Consider the following 19,248-nt stretch of genomic DNA (forward strand, 5'->3'; position numbering starts at 1 on the left):
AAGGAGGATAACAATCAAATGAGTCGTACTCTATTTTCATCTGAATCTGTTACAGCTGGACACCCAGATAAAATCTGTGACCAAATTTCAGATGCCATTTTAGATGCTATTCTATCAAAAGATCCAAATGCCCGTGTGGCTTGTGAAACATCTGTTACCACTGGCTTGGTTTTAGTCGCTGGAGAAATTAGTACCAATTGTTATGTGGATATTCCAAAATTAGTTCGTTCTACTATTAAGGAAATAGGGTACGATCGAGCGAAATATGGTTTTGATGCAGAAACATGTGCTGTATTGACTTCCATTGATGAACAGTCTGCGGATATTGCTCAAGGTGTTGACGAAGCTTATGAGAAAAAAGAAGGTACCATGAGTGAAGAGCAAATCGAAGCAATTGGTGCTGGTGATCAAGGTCTTATGTTTGGTTTTGCAGTGAACGAAACACCTGAACTTATGCCATTGCCTATTTCATTGGCTCACCAACTTGCGCGTCGGCTGCATGAAGTTCGTGTAGATGGAACGCTAAGTTATCTTCGTCCAGATGGTAAAATTCAAGTAACTGTCGAGTATGATGGTAACAAACCCGTACGCATCGATACGATTGTCTGCTCTACCCAGCATGCTGAAGATATCACCATCGGGCAGATTAAAGAAGATATCCATCACCATGTTATTGCTCCTATCGTACCAAAAGAAATGCTGGATGATCAAACCAAGTATTTCATCAACCCAACTGGTCGCTTTGTAATCGGAGGTCCACTTGGAGATGCTGGTCTAACAGGACGCAAAATTATTGTTGATACGTATGGTGGTTATGCTCGACATGGTGGAGGAGCATTCTCTGGAAAAGACCCGACAAAAGTGGACCGTTCTGCTGCATATGCTGCACGATATGTTGCTAAAAACATCGTTGCCGCAGGTTTAGCTGAAAAGTGTGAAGTTCAGCTCGCTTATGCGATTGGTGTTGCTCGTCCTGTGTCGGTCCGGGTGGATACATTTGGAACAGGAACTGTTTCGGAAGATCGTCTTGTCGAATTAGTAGAAAAGCATTTCGATCTTCGCCCAGCTGGAATTATTCGTTCTTTGGACTTACGTCGCCCTATCTACAGACAAACAGCTGCATATGGGCACTTTGGCCGTACTGACATCGAGCTCCCTTGGGAGAAAACTGACAAAGCAGATATTCTACGCGCAGAAGCATAAGTAGAGAATGAGAAAAACATCTTTCTAATAAAAGGAAGATGTTTTTTAACTTATTTTTTCATGTTCAGTATGTAACTTTTTGATAAAATTAATGGCAAGAAGTAGGTGTGCGATAGAGAGGAAAACGATGCTTACCCTGCTTTCTGATCCTATTTCGCCTGGGTTTGTCTATCAATCTGCTGTTTACCGTAATTCGGACAGTCGAGAACATCCATGCAGGGTCGGTTATTACCGAGTAGAGGGAGATGAAAACCGTATTGAACTCCATGGATATCGTTTGGGGTACGATCCCCTTCGAACGATGAGAGAGTTGCTGGGAGATACGGTGAAAAGTACTCCAGATAAGAAGGCGGGACGGGATAAAGATCCAAGAAATGGCTCTGCTTTCATTCGTTGTGGTGACCTGTTCCTCTTCGCTCCCAAGCTGGTAATTGAGAAGGATAAGCCGTCAGACCTCCTAATCGAGGGAGATTGGAGTCTCGAAAGACTCACCCGAACGGATGGTGAAAAGCTCGAACCCTGCAAAATGGGAGAGACAAGCTACAGCTGTCCCTTTTCTGAAATGTTCCAGCTGTAGCGACAAAGGCAGTGATGACGGGGTCATCGCTGCCTGCTACATTCAGACGTTTTATTTATCACAGGAAAGTGGTAAAATGTAAATAGTATTACATTTTCGAAAGAACCGTTAAACCATTTGTTAAAAGACAGCATATACTGCGAGTAAACTCTTACCTAAAAGTAACCGTAAACACACTGATATAAGAGGAGGATGGGCGTATGGGTTACTGGTACCTCCTGATTGGGGCAGTTCTCGTCGTCGCTTTCGTGTTCCTGTACAAAAGGTTGCTCACATTTGGCAAGGGGTTATATCACCATAAAGCATCACATCTTGTGATTATTACGAACAATAGTCAACAGTCCATTGAATGGCTAATTCGTTCTTATCACATAGCGAATCATCTTAGAGCTGATGGCTTGAAAAAAGGGCGGATTACCTGTTTGGATATGGGATCATCGGATGACACTATTTCCATTATTGAACGGCTAAAGCAGAAGTATGACCATCTAGATGTATTTTCGCATAAACTCTCTACAGAAGAAGAGCTGACCCAATGGCTGAAAGCGGAGCAGCAGAAAGAAAAAGTGGTTGTACTGGATTTGCGTGATATTGATGAAGACAAAGAAACTGCATAACACTAACAAGAGTACAAAAAAATCAGTCACCTAGGGTGGCTGATTTTTTTGTTGGAGGCGTTTTATTGGAATTTTTATCTGCTTTCAACAAACTTGCTGGAAGATGTTTGACGATCTGTGATATGAGACAGATTTTGGATGAAAAGGAGTCAGGTAATATACAACATCTACTTCAAGCCTGGGAAGAAGAAGGTGTGTTGAAAAAAGAACCTGCGATCAAGCACTCAAATTGGTCTATTTTCCGAAAATGCAACAAGTGTGGTGCTGGAGCATCTGACATAGCAGTGAGTGACTGTGTTCATTGCAGCAACAAAACATGTTTTTATTGCAGAAGATGCTTATTTTACGGAAGAGTCAAAAGTTGTACTCCCTTATTTTCTTTTTTGCCAACAACGGAGGGAAAACAAGATTTTTTAATCCATGCTAATTTGCCACTTACAGCAGTACTACAACATACCAGCGGCAACCTAAAATCATTATATGAAAGAACTACCAAACATATTCATGCTGTACTTATCCCCGGAAGTGGTGAATTACTCATCTTATTGGATTTTTTAATCTATCTTCTTCATAAGAAGAAGCGGATTTTTTGGTGTCAAGAGAAAAAGAAAATAGCAAAAACGATGGATCAACTTACCTTGTTAATGCCAAAGTTGGTCAAGTACATAGATAGTCAAGATACAACATTGGTTTTAGGGACAAAATGGGATCTGCTGACTTACAATCAGCAGTTTGATCTGGTGATTTGGGATGGTTTAGTACCAGAGGCATGTCATGCTTGGGAAAGATCGATGGCAGAAAAAGGTCGACAGTTAGTGATCCGTACCACCCTTTCTAAGTGGGATCGCAATGATGTTGTTCATCCGGTTCGCTTGCATCGATATCCTATACCCATTCCAAAATTTGTCCAATATCGAAATCTCCGCAAACACATCAAGAGAAATAAGCCTATTCATCCTTTTCATATATTTGTGGAAGAGGTACAAGCGTTAAACGGCCAAGCACTGATTCTTGTCCCTACAAAAGAAGAAGTAGAAGTAACCTTAAAGTGGCTTCAAACCGTAATGCCTGAAGTTGCAAATAAAACTTGCAGTATTTTGGTGGAGAATGAAGAATCTGAAGAGTTAAGAATTTTATTTTCTGAGCAAAAATTTATGTTTATGCTTATGCCTCAACAATTAATGGAAAAGATGCAAATTGCAAATTTACATCTTTGTTTACTTCATGCTGATCATCCAACATTTGATCGTAAACGATTAGTAGAATTGACTCATTTTATCGGATTAAACGCTTATTTTCCTGAATGTGAAGTTTTGTTTATCGGGGAAATGAATACGGAAATGATCGTCCAGACAAAAAAAGAACACATTTATCTAAATGAGTTGGCTAAAAAAGAAGGATATTTACAAAAGGAGGCGTAATACCGTATGAGGTGGTGGTCTTCCTTATTTCCGGTTCGTCCTAGTTGCTGGTTTTGTGATCAATCCATAGAGCAGCTATTTTTTGCTAGTGCATGGTCTAAAGTTTGTAAGGAGTGTACAGTAAACCTATCTCCTATACATCCACCTATATGTGAGATTTGTTTTCGGCCGCTAGATGATGATATGAATGTGTGTGGTGATTGTCTTCAGATATCACATCGAGATAGAGTTCAAAATGTAAGTGCTGTTTCTTATACGAGTAAGACAAAGAAAGTGTTAGCTCGCTTTAAGTATTTAGGTGATGAAGGCTATGCCAAATATATCGGTACTATCATGTGTGATACGGTGGAGAAGCATTACTCTCCTATTCCATTTACTTTGATAACCAGTGTACCTCTTCACCAAAATCGAATAAAAGAACGTGGTTTTAATCAATCCCAGCTTCTTGCAGAACAGATCGGAAAAAGTTTAGGCTTGCCCGCTCCAAGCCTATTGGAAAGAATAAAAGCCTCGCCACCTCAGGCTAACCTGGGCAGAAATGCTAGGATTCAGTCATTACGTGATTGCTTTGGGATTCAGCCTGATAAGATGCAACTAGATTTTACATCTCAAACGATTTTGTTGGTGGATGATGTGTACACAACTGGTACTACGATACGAGAGTGTGCGAAAATCCTCCGTCATGCAGGTGCTCAAACTGTCTATGCTGTTACCTTTGCGAGATAATTTGTAGAAGGAGCATGTATGGAAATGTTATTACTGGGCAAAACCAGTGATAGCGGTTTTACTTTTAACCGTTTGACAGACGGGGTTAGCTTGGGTTTAAAAATAGCAATAGTCTATTCACCAAGAATTCCCTAAATATATGGGAGACTGTCTGAAATTACCTATTCTAGGGGGAAATAAAGCATGAATAAAACAGAGCTAATTGAAAAAGTAGCAGAGTCTACAGGAAAAACCAAAAAAGAAGCGGGGCAAGTAGTCGATGCAGTTTTGAGTTCTATTTCTTCCGCTCTTCAAGATGGAGATAAAGTTACGTTGATTGGTTTTGGAAACTTTGAAGTTCGTGAGCGTGCTGCTAGAACTGGACGTAATCCACAAACGGGTGAAGAAATTCAAATCGAAGCTAGCCGAGTTCCTTCTTTCAAACCAGGAAAACAATTAAAAGAATCGGTTAATTCATAGAGGAAAATGGATGGTATCTATTTTGTTATTTTACAGAATAGAAACCATCCATTTTTTTAAAACTATACATCCCTTGCAAAAGTATCAGTATTTTGGATATCGAGTTATGGGAAAAATAAGAATAGAATAACTCCTATTTTACTTGTTTTTGTGGATGTTGTGGATAATATTGTGTTTAAATGTTGTATATAGCTATTCATAATATAGGGAAAAGTTGGTTGCTTGACATTAATTTTTTCCAAATGTTATATTGAAATTACAGGAGAATAGTTCTTGTACTAAGATTTCAGTTTTTAGAAGAAGGGATGTTTTTCCATGCAAGGCAAAGTAAAATGGTTTAACGCTGAAAAAGGTTACGGTTTCATCGAGCGTGAAGACGGTGACGATGTATTCGTACACTACTCTGCTATTCAATCTGAAGGTTTTAAAACCCTCGAAGAAGGTCAAACGGTAGAATTTGATATTGTTGAAGGTTCCCGTGGGCCACAAGCAGCCAACGTTGAAAAAAAATAAGAGTTTAGCAAACTCCCCACGCGATCGTGGGGAGTTTTTGATTTATACAATTTTTCAAGCAATCTCTTGTGTTATTATAGTGGCAGTCGTTTTTGAAATAAGGGAGGTTCTCATTCATGAAAGTAGTAACAGTTGTTGGTGCACGCCCGCAATTTATCAAAGCAGCTCCTGTATCCCGAGTATTGCGTGCCGAAGGAGAAGAAATTTTAGTACATACCGGTCAACATTATGATAAATCCATGTCTGATGTATTTTTTGAAGAGTTGGAGATACCAGTTCCAGAATACAACTTGCATGTAGGGTCTCTGTCGCATGGTGCACAAACCGGAGAAATGCTAAAAAAGGTAGAGGAAGTCTTGCTTGCAGAGAAACCTGATGCATTACTGGTTTATGGAGATACGAATTCTACCCTTGCAGGTGCACTAGCTGCGGCAAAATTACATATTCCTGTTGCCCATGTCGAGGCAGGACTAAGAAGTTTTAACCGTAGAATGCCAGAAGAAGTGAATCGTGTATTGACTGACCACATTTCTCAATGGCTCTTCTGCCCGACTGATACTGCTGTGAAGCATTTAGCAAAAGAAGGGATCACAGAAGGTGTCCATATTGTGGGTGATGTGATGTTAGATGCATTTAACTACAATACCCAGTTAGCAGAAGGAAAAGCAAAAATTTTAAGCAGCCTTCCTGTACAACCAAAGTCATATGCTTTGATTACTCTTCACCGTGCAGAAAACACAGATGATCCTGTGAGATTAAAAGCAATTGTAGACGCTATCAATCAATTGCCGATCCCGGCAATATTACCACTTCACCCTCGTACGGTTGGTAAGCTGAGAGAAAGTGGTCTTAGTATTTCCAATGATAATGTCCATGTGATCGAACCAGTTGGGTATTTGGATATGATTCAACTTGAATTCCAAGCGAAATTGATCTTGACTGATTCCGGTGGTGTACAAAAAGAAGCATTTTTTGCTCAAGTACCATGCATCACGATGAGAGATGAAACAGAGTGGACCGAAACGGTTACTTATGGAGCAAACAAAGTAGTTGGTGCAAATACGGATCTTATTTTACAGGCAGTTTCCGAGTTTACAGTAGATTTTTCCCATATTCCAAACGTATTTGGTGATGGAAAAACAGCAGAAAAATTGGTCGAGATCATCAAACGGGGTTTATAACATGAAACGGTTTAAAATTTGGCTCGCTAACCACTATGCTGTACCGCCAAATATTGCCGGTATTACTCGTCATTTTGAGTTAGCAAGAGAATGGGCAAAGGAAGAAGATGCAGAAGTAACATTATTTTTATCTAAGTTTGTCCATCCCCGCAGAACTTTTATCACACCAGAAGAAAAAGCGCAAATCGAGCAAGTGGATGGACTGAAATTAGCATGGCTTTGGTCTTTCCCGCATAAAGTGAATGATTTTCGTCGAATCATTAACATGATCAGTTTTGCATTTGTATTCTTTTTTGCTGCTCTTTTCCGTCGTAAACCGGATGTATTCATCGCTTCTTCACCACACCTCTTCCTTGCGTATGCAGGATTACTGGTAGCTAAAATCAAGCGGATTCCATTTGTATTTGAAGTGCGGGACTTATGGCCGGATTCTCTTGTAAAGATGGGTGGAGTTCGAGAAGGCACGGTACTTAAAGCGTTAACATGGATGGAAAACCAACTGTATAAGAAGTCTGATAAAATAATTGTTTTAGCGGAACACCAACGCCAATATATTGCCAATCGAGGAGTTCCGATGGATAAGATTGATCTGATTCCCAATGGCGTAGTGGTCGGATCTTGGTCTCCTGATGAAACAAAACGAAAAGAATATCGCGCCAAACTTGGAGTTTCAGAATCAGACTATGTAGCAGTCTATACAGGAGCTCACGGACCAGCAAATGCGCTGGAGTATGTTGTCCAAGCAGGGCAGTATTTACCGGAAGAAGGATACTCCATTGTTCTTATTGGGGATGGTCCAGATAAAGAACGTTTACAAAAAAGAGTTGCAGAATTAGGGTTGAAAAATGTTCACTTGAAAGACCCTGTACCCAAGGCGGAGATTTTTGATTATACAAATGCGGCTGACTTTGGAATTATCTCCCTTGCGGATAATGAAGTATTTCGTGGAGCACGTCCTAATAAATTATTTGATTATACATTCTTAGGGAAGCCTATCATTACTACAGTGGACGGTGAAGTCCGGCAGATTGTAGAGGAAAACAAAGTTGGTGTTTTCAGTGGGGCAGAAAACCCAAAAGGCTTAGCAGAAGCGATGGTAGAATTGAGTAGTTATTCGGATGAGCAATTGGCGCAAATCAAAGTTAATGGTCGTGCCTTTATTGATCGAGAAGGGGATCGCCAAAAATTAGCCAAAAAGTTTTATGGTATTTTGAAAAATTTGGTTGTTAAATAGCTTAGAAAAAAAGGGCATTGTCATGATCCCTTTTCTATCGGAACAATTTTAACTTGTAAATGAATTGCTGTAATAGACTTAAAACCTAGTCCTAGTGATGACTAGGTTTTTGAGTTTCCCCAAATGTCACCAGTCAGGAAGTGAAAAAAATCCTATTTTTTGTTACACTGTTAGATAGTATGTTTACTTATACGGGAAATAGGTAACGATAGATAGATTGCAGGGGGATGCCTGATGTTAAAAACAATAAAACGGTTACTTGATCCAAATGAACGTCAAGTAAAAAAGTATTTTCAAATTGCAGAACAAATTGATGCGCTAGAAGAGTCCATTTCTAGTTTGTCTGATGAGGAACTAAGAGCAAAGACGGGAGAATTTAAAGATCGATTATCCAGAGGGGAAACTTTGGACGATATTCTTCCTGAAGCATTTGCAGTAACTCGTGAAGCTTCTAAGCGAGTACTTGGAATGCGTCACTTCCGTGTGCAATTGGTCGGGGGAATGGTCTTGCACAATGGTGATATTGCTGAAATGCGAACAGGGGAAGGGAAAACTTTAGTATCCACTTTGCCTGCATATCTCAATGCTCTAACTGGTAAAGGGGTGCATGTTGTTACTGTCAACGACTATCTGGCTCGACGAGATAAAGAGTGGATGGGGCAAATATTTGAGTTTCTTGGGTTGACAGTAGGATTAAATGTACCTTTTCTTTCGCCTGATGAAAAACGTGAAGCATATCAAGCAGATATCACGTATGGTACCAACAATGAATTTGGATTTGATTATTTAAGAGACAATATGGTTGCATACCAAGAACAATTAACTCAGCGTGAATTAAACTTTGCGATAGTCGATGAAGTAGATAGTATTTTGATCGATGAAGCCAGAACACCACTCATTATCAGTGGACAAGCAAATAAAGCGACAGATCTTTATTACACTGCTGATCGAGTGGTGAGTCGGTTGAAAGCGGAAGATGATTACACTCTTGATATCAAAACCAAGCAAATCTCTTTGACAGACGAAGGAGTCAAAAAAGTAGAGAATGCTCTAAAAGTAGACAATCTCTATGATATGAAAAATATCACCCTAAACCATCACATTCAACAAGCATTAAAAGCACATGTTACGATGCATCGTGATCAAGATTATGTAGTAGATGCCGAACATGGTGTAGTGATAGTGGATGAGTTTACTGGTCGTTTGATGCATGGGCGTCGTTATAGTGATGGATTGCACCAAGCAATTGAAGCAAAAGAAAACATTGAAGTACAGCATGAAAGTATGACGCTGGCAACAGTAACGCTGCAAAACTACTTCCGGCTCTATGACAAGTTGGCGGGTATGACTGGTACAGCAAAAACAGAGGAAGAAGAGTTCCGCCGTATTTACAACATGGATGTAGTCATTGTTCCGACTAACAAGCCAACAGTTCGTCAAGATTTGTCTGATGTTCTTTATAAAACAGAACAAGAAAAATTTTCAGCCGTTATTGAACAAATAGAGCAAATGCATTCGATTGGGCGACCTGTTCTTGTGGGTACTGTTTCCATTGAAAACTCAGAGAAATTATCTTTGCTGTTAAAGCGAAAAGGGATTAAGCATCAAGTGCTCAACGCGAAAAACCACGCCAAAGAAGCAGAAATTATTGCCGAAGCTGGACAATATGGAGCTGTTACCATTGCTACCAACATGGCCGGTCGCGGTACGGACATTATGCTTGGAGAAAATGTAGCTGAATTAGGTGGACTTCATGTAATTGGTACAGAGCGGCATGAAAGCCGAAGGATAGATAATCAGCTTCGAGGCCGTGCAGGTCGTCAAGGTGATCCAGGTTCTACACAGTTTTATCTTTCTTTTGAGGATGACTTGATGAAGAGATTCATCCCTGATCGGGTCAAAGCTATGATCAGTCGTGTAATGAATGATGGTGAGCCACTAGAGGGTAATATATTTACAAAATCAATAGCAAATGCACAAAAACAAGTGGAGAACAACAACTTTGATGCTAGACGCTGGGTCTTGCAGTACGATGATGTCCTCAACCAACAGCGTGAAATTATTTACAAACAGCGTCGTCAAGTACTTACAAGTGAAAATCTCGATGATGTTGTCTTGCCGATGGTAAAATCGTCGATCGAGCGGATTGTCGAAGTTCACACAGCTGGCAGCGATGAGGAAGAGTGGGAACTAGACGATATTTTAGAATACATTCATGGAAATGTATTGCCAGAAGATCGAATCGATGAAGAAGATGTAGAAGATAAAAATCCTGAAGAACTAGTTGAGTTTCTCTACGAGGAAGCAAAGAAGTATTATGAAGAGCGCAGACAAGAGCTTGGGGACGAGCGGATGAATGAATTCTCCAAAGTTGTAGTTCTGCGTACGGTTGATCGCAAATGGATGGATCATATTGATGCGATGGACCAGCTTCGACAAGGTATCCATCTACGTGCATATGGACAAGACAATCCGCTTCGATCCTATCAATTTGAAGGATTTGCGATGTTTGAAGCGATGGTTCAAGAAATTCAAGAAGAAGTAGTCAAATATGTCATGAAAGCTGTTGTGCAAGAGGAAGAAACACTGACAAGAGAAGAGGTTACGATGAATGTAACCCCTATTTCAGGTGGGGATACTGGAGAAGAAAAACCAAAAGTAGTACCTCTCCGTCGTGCAGATAAAGTTGGTAGAAATGACCCTTGTCCATGCGGAAGCGGCAAAAAATATAAAAACTGTCACTATAAGAAATAATACAAGGGGCTGACTGAATTGGATTTACAAGCATTAAAACAAGAGTTTCATATTACAGCGAAACGTTTAGCTGATCTTAGGGGGTCTCTTTGACTTAGAAGAACAGCAGTCTAAGCTGGTGTCTCTTGAGGCAGAGATGGCAGAAGAGACATTTTGGGATGATCAGCAGAAAGCACAACAGAAGATCGCACAGTTGCGGGAAGTCAAAGATATTGTAGAACAAGTGCAGCAATTGACTGCTCAAAACGACGAAATACAAGTGATGATGGAATTGTTACAGGAGGAAGAAGATCCATCTCTCTTAAGTGAATGTGAAGCGAGTTTAAAAACATTCCAGGAGCAGGTAAATGAATTTGAATTACAGCAGTTATTAAGCGGCCCATATGATCGTAATTCGGCAATTTTGGAGCTGCATCCAGGAGCTGGGGGTACAGAATCTCAGGATTGGGCTGAAATGCTCCTGAGAATGTATACACGCTGGGCGGAGAAAAGTGGATATAAGATTGAAATGATTGACTATTTACCAGGTGATGAAGCCGGTTTGAAGAGTGTTACTCTGCTGATCAAAGGAATAAATGCCTATGGGTATTTGAGGACAGAAAAAGGAATTCACCGTTTGGTTCGAATCTCCCCGTTTGATGCATCGGGGCGAAGACATACTTCCTTTGCTTCGGTAAACGTGGTCCCTGAATTAGATGACGATGTGGAAATTGAAATTCGTACAGAAGATCTAAAAGTAGACACTTACCGCGCTAGCGGTGCAGGTGGACAGCATATTAATACAACTGATTCAGCAGTACGGATAACACATATTCCAACTGGAGTAGTGGTTACCTGTCAATCTGAACGGTCTCAGATCAAAAATCGTGACAAAGCGATGAAAGTATTAAAAGCACGTTTGTATGAGAAGAAAATGGAAGAACAAGAACAAAAGCTAAATGAGATAAAAGGGGAACAGACAGAAATCGGTTGGGGTAACCAAATTCGATCTTATGTATTCCATCCATACAGCTTAGTAAAAGATCATCGCACGTCTGTAGAAAATGGAAATGTTCAAGCAGTTATGGACGGTGGCATTAATGGATTTATGGAAGCCTTTCTCAAAAAACAAGTAGAAACAAAGTAATAAAGAAAAGCGAGCTCTCTATCAGGTTGGAGGGTTCGCTTTTCTGTGATAAAATAGGAAAGATTCCTAAAGGGGCGATGCAAATGACAGATTGGAGCTGTATTACCCTCGAATTCGAACAGTCAATTGGGATATTGCGGTTATCACGTCCAAAAGTGTTGAATGCACTGAATGTGCAAATGTTAACAGAAATAAGGGACGCCCTGCATCATGTCATGACCCGTAGTGAAATCAAAGCGCTTATTATCACTGGTACTGGTGAAAAAGCTTTTGCAGCTGGTGCTGATATAACAGAGTTGAGTAAGATCAAAAATGGCTTTGAGGCCGAAAAACAAGCTTTACTTGGGCAGAGTGTTTTTGATATGGTGGAAAATATGCCGATCCCTGTTATAATGGCAGTCAATGGATTTGCACTTGGTGGAGGTTGTGAATTGGCACTTGCTGGTGATATCATACTTGCTGCTGAACATGCTAAATTTGGACAGCCGGAGATTAATCTTGGTATTCTGCCAGGATATGGCGGTACCCAGCGTTTAGCACGAGCAATCGGAGAGAAAAACGCTAAGTACTATACTTTTACCGGTGAGAGCTTTGACAGCAGAGAAGCATTTCGACTTGGCCTTGTTCAAAAGATATTTCCTATCGATCAATTATTACCAGAAGCAAAAACACTTGCAAAAAAATTAGCAAAACTGGCACCAATTGCCCTTCATTATATGAAAAAATCCATTCATAATGGTCTAGAGATGCCCTTGGAAAAAGGACTACAGCTAGAAGCCTCTTATTTTGGGCTTACCTTTCAAACAGCGGATCGGTCGGAAGGAATGAACGCCTTTCTTGAGAAGCGCAAACCAACTTTTCGGGGAGAGTAATATTTCCCGGGGAATGGAGGATACAACATGTGGAGTTTAGTCATGAGCCCAATTTTTTGGATTGGTGTTGCCCTTGTGATTGTTGCAATTATTGTATTATCTGCTTTAATAAGTAGTAAGCGTAGTAGAGAAGTAGATGAATTGGGTACATATTTTCCAGATGGTGAACTGGATAATACTACTCGTATTCCTGTAGAGAAAGTAAGACGATCTACATTAGCACGTCAACAACGTAAGCAAGCATCTCAACATTTACCGCGTCGTCAACCACGTGAAGATGTATTAGAGTTGGATAAGCAGGAGTATGTGAATAAACAGGAAGAACAGGATGATCTAGAGTTAGATGATTATGAGCAAGAAGAAGAGAATCTAAACCTTCCAGCAGTACAAGATTCATTGACCTCAGATCGCCAATTCAATCGGAAACAATATAAATCAAGTATTTTACAATCTCGGAACACGGCACTTACGACCGATGAAAATTTCACTAACAAACGTCCATCATTTGCGAGAAGAACACCACTAAATTCGAACAATAATACCAGCACTACAAATACGACGACAAATAATTCTCGGTCGCCCTTACGCAGGCCTTTGACGAACAAAACTGCTTATCCTTCTTTGCGCAAGGATTCAAACAGTACTGCCAATACAGAAGAAGATCCATCCCCTCGTTTTCCTAATCGACGTTCCAAGAGAATGTTTTAAGCCGCCTTTTCAGAAGGTGGTTTTTTTTGGTCCAAAAATAGCGATAATGGGGCAGTAAAGGGTCAAAAGGAAATCAATTTAATTCAATCTTCAAATAAGGGGTAAAATATCATTAGAATGGTAAAATTTTGAACATCCTTGACAGGCTGCATATTTGTCCAGTATGATGAGGGTGAATAGAATAGTACGTGCACCTTTTTAGATAAAGGGGAGTAGCTACTACAACAAAGTCGTCATTACGAGAGCGATCTCCGGCTTTGTTGGCAACTAGGACGTTGTTTGCGAGACCTTTACTTCTAGCTTCTTAAAAGCTAGCAAGTAAGGGTTTTTATTATGCCTAGGAAAGGAAGGGGAAAAATGGAAATATTATCACTTGAGTTTCTGTCTAAGTTACTGACTATTGTTGTTATTGATTTAGTATTAGCTGGGGATAACGCGATTGTAATTGGTTTGGCTTCACGAAAGCTGCCGCAGGAGCAGCGAAAAAAAGCAATTTTTTGGGGGACAGCTGGAGCTGTCACGCTGCGGATAATAGCAACTGTATCGATTGTATGGCTACTTAAAATACCTGGGCTGTTACTCGTTGGAGGGCTCATTTTAGTATGGATTTCCTATAATTTATTAGTGGATAACGATAATCATGAAGATGTAAAAGCTGGAACGAGTTTCTGGTCCGCACTTCGAACCATTATATTAGCAGATACAATTATGAGTTTGGATAATGTGTTAGCGGTAGGCGGGGCCGCACATGGAAGCATTTTACTAGTAGTGATCGGGTTAGTGATAAGTGTTCCATTAGTAGTTTGGGGAAGTACCTTATTTATAAAATTAGTAGATCGATTTCCAATCATTTTATATATTGGTTCAGGAGTGCTAGCTTGGACGGCTGGAGGAATGATTGCGGAAGAGCCTATCATTCATGATTTTATAAAAGATTTTCCTTGGATTGAGTACGCAGTAAATATAGTATTAATAGTATTAGTGCTGCTTGCTGGTTACCTCCGTAAACAGAAGAAAGAAAATAATATAACACATACAATGGGAGGCAATGGATGAAGAGTAAATTAGTTGTTTCGTTATTTGCTTCTAGCATGCTTCTATTAGCTGGGTGCGATGATAATGATCTGGACAATTATACCCTTTGTTATGATAACGATAATGATCAATATTGTGATGATTCCTCTGACCAAGTAGACCCAAATTCCTATGTAGTGATAAATGGTAAACGGGAGGCATATATCGTTTATGATAGTTACGACTCATCCAGCAGTGGTGGGTGATTATCATTATCATCGAAAGCGAATCTATGAACCGATAAGAGATACTTTTTCGTGGGATATTTGGAACGGTCAAGAATATGCCTTAGCGTCATTTGCTGTAATTGATCAAACGTGGAAAACAGAAATAGAGCTTGCTACGAAGTTATTAGGAAATATTTTTGTTCGGGTTGCGGAAGTAGTAAGACTCGGATCAGAGGAATTGTGGAGAGAACTCGGCTATCCTCCAGAAACGTGGAGAGCAATCTCACTGTCTACTGATTATAAGGCGATTACTACGATTGGAAGATTTGATTTCGCTTACACATCAGATGGTTTAAAGATGTTGGAGTTTAATAGCGATACACCCACGAGTATCGTTGAGGCGTTTTATGTCAATGAAGAAGTTTGTCGTTACTATCAAGTTGAAAATATGAATGATGGTACAACATCTGATATTAAAAAGGCATTTACGGACATCGTTGATTACTATCGACAAAAAGGTCATGCCACAAAAAATATTGTTTTTTGCTGTGATTCGGCCGATGATGAGGATCAAGGAACCACCAAGTATTTATTAAAGCAATCTGGGCTGTCAGGTATTTATTCTCCTATTTTGCATTTAGCATATGACCCAAATACGGAATGCCTCGTAACGAGATTGGCGGACGGGGAATATCGACAAGTAGACGTCCTCTACCGATTGCATGCATTGGAAATGATGGCGAAAGACCGGACTACCAAAGGCTTTCCAATCGGATCAAAGCTTTTGGAATTGGTGGCTAAAAAGAGGTTGACTATGATTAACCCTCCATCTGGATTTATCGCACAGACAAAAGCACTTCAAGCACTTATTTGGAATTTATATGAATCGAATATTTTTTTCTCAGCTGAAGAGAGGGAAGTAATATCCACTTACTGCCTTCCTACGTACTTGGAAAATCAGTTTCGTGGGGAAATTCCATATGTGAAGAAACCTTTCTTTGGCCGGGAAGGCGGTGCAGTTTCTATCTATGATGCAGATGGAACATTAGAGACAGCAGATATAGAAAAATACTACTGGGATCAACCTATGGTCTATCAAACAAAAGTGGAATTGCCTGCCATAACAGTGGAAACATCCAATGGTTTATATACGGGAAAATTATTGTTAGGTTCATTTTTAGTGGGTGGTAAACCATCAGCGGTAATTGGCCGTGTAGATAAAGGGATTACGCATGATATGTCTTATTTCTTACCTTTGGCTTTAAAATAATAAAACGCGACTTCTTCGTGAGGTCGCGTTTTATTTGGTCTTTAAGTAGTTTTCTAATTTTACAAAGTGATAGCCTTCCTGTAACAAACGTGGTATTGCTTTTTGTATTCCTTCAGCAGTATCTCCTTTCGGTTGATTCATATGCAAAATGATAATGGAACCAGGTTTTGCACGAAGCATCGAATGTTCTACTTGTTTGGTAGTAAAGGTTGCCCCAGCATCTCCGATAATATCAAAATTAACGGGGATTTCATTTAAGTCGTTCACGATATGGACAGCGATATCATCATAATAGGCAGTTCCAGAACGGAAAAATTTAGGGAATTTGCCAGTTAGTTTTTTTATTTTTTGTGCATTGCCGTTAATTTCATTGTAAACATTTGAAACATTTTTGGTTCCCTGTATCCCGTAGACGCTTCGCCCTGTTACCGATAACGGCCGATGTTCCGTTCCGTGGTTTTCGATTTCAAATAATGGGTTATGAGAAAGCTCCATAAATGTATCAGGATTGGCATCGATCCATCTGGAATTGATAAACAAAGTAGCAGGAATGTGGTGTTTGTTTAAATATTGAATAATAGCTTTATCGTAACCACTTCCATGTTTCCCTCCACAAGCGTCAAAGGTAAGCGCGATTACTTTGCCGTTCGTCGGCAGTTTTCGCACCACTCCTGGAACATCCACTCCCCATTTTATTGGTTTGCGATTTTGATAACGTTTTATTTCTTGTGTTTTGGAAGGAATGGTTGTTTTTTTCTTCAAAGCAGTAGTGTGTTGTTTCACTTGTGTTTGTTGGACCCGCTGTAGTTCTGATTTTGAAACAATCGAACAAGCTGTCAATAGACATAAGGAAGCAAAGACAATGAGGTAGTTTTTCATTCTTTAAAAAACCATCCTTTACGTTTGAACCATGTGTACATCACTAGTGCAATAATAAGCATAATACCGAGGATCATAAAGTAACCATAATGCCATTTTAACTCTGGCATGTATTCAAAATTCATGCCATAGACACCAACGATGAATGTAAGCGGCATAAAGATGGTCGTGAACAAAGTCAATGTCATCATGATGATGTTCATTCGATTGGAGTTGATAGAGATATGATTATCGCGAATATCGGATGCCATTTCTCTGCTAGAATCAATCATCGAACTCAATTTGCTCAAATAATCATAGACATCCATATAGTACCGCCGTTCTTCGTCACTGCCAGAGAGATGATCCGATTGCGTGATTCGAAAGATGAGATCACGCAGAGGATAGACAGCATGGCGCAAGCGCAGTAATTTCCGGCGAATGTGAAATACTTCATCCATCTGTTTCTGCATTCTCCCTGCTCTTTCCCGGCGCATACCAATTTGTGTCAATCGATCTTCCAATTTTTCTGCCACTGGAAAGAAAGAATCTGTTATTTTGTCGATGATTTTATAACAGATATATCTGCTGCCAAGCGATTGAGCATTGGAGTCGCTCAGCATTCTTTTCCACACGATATTAATTTCATCTTGGGGATTATAGTGGAAAGTGACGACATATTGACGATGCTGGAAGATATCTATTTCTTTTGGCCTGAGGTTATCTTTATCAATCGCATTGATTACGAAAAAATGATAATCATCATAATCATCCAGCTTCGTACGCTGTTGCAGATGAAGACAATCGAGTATTGCTAATTCATGGAATCCGAGCTTGTACAATTCATTGGCTTCTTCTGCTGTCGGTTCATTGAAATCAATCCAATACCATGCTAATTCATTACGCTTTTGTTCCATATCTTCAAGCTTTAAATCTTCTAGCACTTCTCCTGATTTGCTATAGGCCAGTATACGAATCATATTTTCATAAACTCCTCTTCATAGCATACCTTTCATTTTAGACTGAAAAAAATCACAGCACAACTATACGAAAAATTAATAGAAAACGGTTTCTATTAAGAGTGTATAAATATCTGTTTAACAGTAGGATAAGAAATGCCAACGAGACTTATACACCTGTCGCAGTACACGTAAGATGAGGAAGACAGGAAGCAAAAACACAGAGAAAGAGACAGATATGCTTCTGCGACCATATGAAATCCTCCTTGAAATCCTCCTGTCGTTTCTAGTGGCATGTGTGCTGGGGCTCCAACAGGTCGGAGTCGAGCAGGTTTGGAACAGTATGTCTCATCACTTCATGGAACATACGAAGCACGAACAGGAACACCAGCATGATCCCCATACTCCGGAGGAACGCTGGAGGCGGAGGAAGGGCAAACCGAACATGAACTAATCCATGCCCATCGATCTTGAAAGGTCAGTAAATGTGAGATAAACAAAAGAAACATCAGTCGCCCCTTTGTGGAATTACAGGGGGAGCAACTTCAAGCGATTTGTCGCAGCTGTCCTCTTCGCCGTTTTGGCCCTTACGGCCACAGGGTGAAGCTAGAAGAAGGTAGAAACAGCATCCGCTGACACTTGCGACATCCGCTGAGACTGATCAAGGCGGACAGCAGCACTTCTCTGACTTCGGTTAGAGAGGAGCAGCTGTCCGCCGCGCCATTTCATTGGAATTTTAATAATTTTCCTTTACCTTTTGTTCGTTTTTGATTACGATAGATATAAGAATCTCCATCTGGGAGATACTTTTGACTGGGGAGGACCCATGCAGTTCAAGCAGCCTCTGGCAGCCCTCGGTACGGCCGCTGTGGCCGTATCGCTCGTTGCGGGATGCTCGTCCACGCCGGCACACTACGGTGCGGTCAAGGCGTCTCGGCTCGACGCGACGCCGATCGCCGACTGGAAGTCCAAGGCGGTGAAGGTTCGCTGCGAGCGCGACGAGTACGCGGTCTACAAGGACAGTGGGCGCAAGATCCAGAAGTGCTACGAGCCCTCCAAGACCGCGGTGATGACGCCGGTCAACAACTGGCGCCTCACCATCAAGTACTGGTGCGGTCGCGGCAAGAAGCTGAGCTTCGTCCCGGGGACGGGAAGGAAGCTGGTGTTCTGCTTCGAGGGCCAGAAGAAGCGCAAGGCCACGGCCATGCCGGTGAGCACGTGGAAGGCGACCCCGTCGTGGAAGCCGTCCACGCCGGGAACGTCGAACAACGTCAACCCGGGGACGCCGTCCAAGCCGAAGACGCTGACCCCGGCGACTCCGTCCAAGCCGAAGACGCTGACCTCCGGTGGCACGTCCACGGGCGGCAGCTCGGGTGGTTCGTCTTCGGGCGGCAGCTCGGGTAGCTCGTCTTCGGGCGGCACGTCCAAGGGTGGCAGCTCGGGCGGCTCGTCGTCTTCGGGCGGCATGTCCGGCGGCAAGCGCAAGTAACCAGTCAAATGTGGCGGGCGCAGCTCTCTAAGACAAACGT

General features: G+C 41.0%; 20 protein-coding genes. 17 read left to right on the plus strand and 3 right to left on the minus strand.

Annotated elements, in window-relative coordinates; genetic code table 11:
- The first annotated feature begins 18 nt into the window (after window positions 1-18).
- From metK to MK805_RS10035, 16 genes are all read left to right on the plus strand, one after another.
- On the plus strand, window positions 19-1,203 hold the full coding sequence (gene metK, locus MK805_RS09960) for a methionine adenosyltransferase (RefSeq protein WP_240875636.1): 1,185 nt from the start codon (window positions 19-21) through the stop codon (window positions 1,201-1,203).
- 127 nt (window positions 1,204-1,330) lie between these two features.
- Window positions 1,331-1,780, plus strand: a complete 450-nt coding sequence (locus MK805_RS09965; RefSeq protein WP_240875637.1) for a hypothetical protein — start codon at window positions 1,331-1,333, stop codon at window positions 1,778-1,780.
- 200 nt (window positions 1,781-1,980) lie between these two features.
- The gene (locus MK805_RS09970) at window positions 1,981-2,397 is read left to right on the plus strand and encodes a hypothetical protein (protein WP_240875639.1); all 417 of its coding nucleotides are present in this window, start codon (window positions 1,981-1,983) and stop codon (window positions 2,395-2,397) included.
- A gap of 65 nt (window positions 2,398-2,462) precedes the next feature.
- Entirely contained in the window at window positions 2,463-3,818 is a 1,356-nt protein-coding gene (locus MK805_RS09975; RefSeq protein ID WP_240875641.1) for a hypothetical protein, read from the plus strand.
- A 6-nt stretch (window positions 3,819-3,824) separates the two neighbouring features.
- On the plus strand, window positions 3,825-4,544 hold the full coding sequence (locus MK805_RS09980) for a ComF family protein (protein ID WP_240875643.1): 720 nt from the start codon (window positions 3,825-3,827) through the stop codon (window positions 4,542-4,544).
- Window positions 4,545-4,727: 183 nt separating this feature from the next.
- Complete coding sequence (locus MK805_RS09985; protein WP_240875645.1) at window positions 4,728-5,003, plus strand: HU family DNA-binding protein; 276 nt, start codon at window positions 4,728-4,730, stop codon at window positions 5,001-5,003.
- Between the two features lie 315 nt (window positions 5,004-5,318).
- Entirely contained in the window at window positions 5,319-5,516 is a 198-nt protein-coding gene (locus MK805_RS09990; RefSeq protein WP_240875647.1) for a cold shock domain-containing protein, read from the plus strand.
- 116 nt (window positions 5,517-5,632) lie between these two features.
- Window positions 5,633-6,697, plus strand: coding sequence for a non-hydrolyzing UDP-N-acetylglucosamine 2-epimerase (gene wecB / locus MK805_RS09995; protein WP_240875648.1), 1,065 nt, complete (start codon window positions 5,633-5,635; stop codon window positions 6,695-6,697).
- Window position 6,698: 1 nt separating this feature from the next.
- Complete coding sequence (locus MK805_RS10000; protein WP_240875651.1) at window positions 6,699-7,931, plus strand: glycosyltransferase family 4 protein; 1,233 nt, start codon at window positions 6,699-6,701, stop codon at window positions 7,929-7,931.
- Window positions 7,932-8,165: 234 nt separating this feature from the next.
- Window positions 8,166-10,685, plus strand: coding sequence for a preprotein translocase subunit SecA (secA, locus tag MK805_RS10005; protein ID WP_240875657.1), 2,520 nt, complete (start codon window positions 8,166-8,168; stop codon window positions 10,683-10,685).
- An 18-nt stretch (window positions 10,686-10,703) separates the two neighbouring features.
- Window positions 10,704-11,811, plus strand: a protein-coding gene (gene prfB, locus MK805_RS10010; protein ID WP_240875660.1) for a peptide chain release factor 2 whose coding sequence is annotated in 2 segments (ribosomal slippage) — window positions 10,704-10,775 and window positions 10,777-11,811 — 1,107 coding nt in all. Because the reading frame shifts where the segments join, the coding sequence is not laid out codon by codon here.
- An 83-nt stretch (window positions 11,812-11,894) separates the two neighbouring features.
- On the plus strand, window positions 11,895-12,683 hold the full coding sequence (locus MK805_RS10015) for an enoyl-CoA hydratase/isomerase family protein (protein WP_240875661.1): 789 nt from the start codon (window positions 11,895-11,897) through the stop codon (window positions 12,681-12,683).
- A gap of 27 nt (window positions 12,684-12,710) precedes the next feature.
- Window positions 12,711-13,391, plus strand: coding sequence for an alkaline shock response membrane anchor protein AmaP (locus tag MK805_RS10020; protein WP_240875662.1), 681 nt, complete (start codon window positions 12,711-12,713; stop codon window positions 13,389-13,391).
- A gap of 357 nt (window positions 13,392-13,748) precedes the next feature.
- A complete protein-coding gene (locus MK805_RS10025) occupies window positions 13,749-14,447 on the plus strand; it encodes a TerC family protein (protein WP_240875664.1) in 699 nt (232 codons plus the stop codon).
- Complete coding sequence (locus tag MK805_RS10030) at window positions 14,444-14,671, plus strand: hypothetical protein (RefSeq protein ID WP_240875666.1); 228 nt, start codon at window positions 14,444-14,446, stop codon at window positions 14,669-14,671. Before MK805_RS10025 ends, MK805_RS10030 begins: the two co-directional genes overlap by 4 nt.
- Window positions 14,637-15,902: a glutathionylspermidine synthase family protein gene (locus MK805_RS10035; RefSeq protein WP_240875667.1), complete on the plus strand. Its 1,266-nt coding sequence runs from the start codon at window positions 14,637-14,639 to the stop codon at window positions 15,900-15,902. Before MK805_RS10030 ends, MK805_RS10035 begins: the two co-directional genes overlap by 35 nt.
- Before the next feature lie 30 nt (window positions 15,903-15,932).
- Here the strand turns inward: MK805_RS10035 and MK805_RS10040 are convergent, their stop codons facing one another.
- The 3 genes from MK805_RS10040 to MK805_RS17845 form a co-directional block, all read right to left on the minus strand.
- Window positions 15,933-16,781, minus strand: a complete 849-nt coding sequence (locus MK805_RS10040) for a polysaccharide deacetylase family protein (RefSeq protein WP_240875669.1) — start codon at window positions 16,779-16,781, stop codon at window positions 15,933-15,935.
- Window positions 16,778-17,740 carry a magnesium/cobalt transporter CorA gene (gene corA, locus MK805_RS10045; RefSeq protein WP_240875672.1) on the minus strand — a complete coding sequence of 321 codons (963 nt, stop codon included), beginning with the start codon at window positions 17,738-17,740 and terminating at the stop codon, window positions 16,778-16,780. Before corA ends, MK805_RS10040 begins: the two co-directional genes overlap by 4 nt.
- A gap of 585 nt (window positions 17,741-18,325) precedes the next feature.
- Window positions 18,326-18,448, minus strand: coding sequence for a hypothetical protein (locus tag MK805_RS17845; protein WP_255724576.1), 123 nt, complete (start codon window positions 18,446-18,448; stop codon window positions 18,326-18,328).
- 97 nt (window positions 18,449-18,545) lie between these two features.
- Here MK805_RS17845 and MK805_RS10050 point away from each other — a divergent pair, with 97 nt between their 5' ends.
- Window positions 18,546-19,208, plus strand: a complete 663-nt coding sequence (locus MK805_RS10050) for a hypothetical protein (protein ID WP_240875674.1) — start codon at window positions 18,546-18,548, stop codon at window positions 19,206-19,208.
- Window positions 19,209-19,248 lie beyond the last annotated feature (40 nt).

This window comes from Shimazuella soli (assembly GCF_022511585.1).
GTDB lineage: Bacteria > Bacillota > Bacilli > Thermoactinomycetales > Thermoactinomycetaceae > Shimazuella > Shimazuella soli.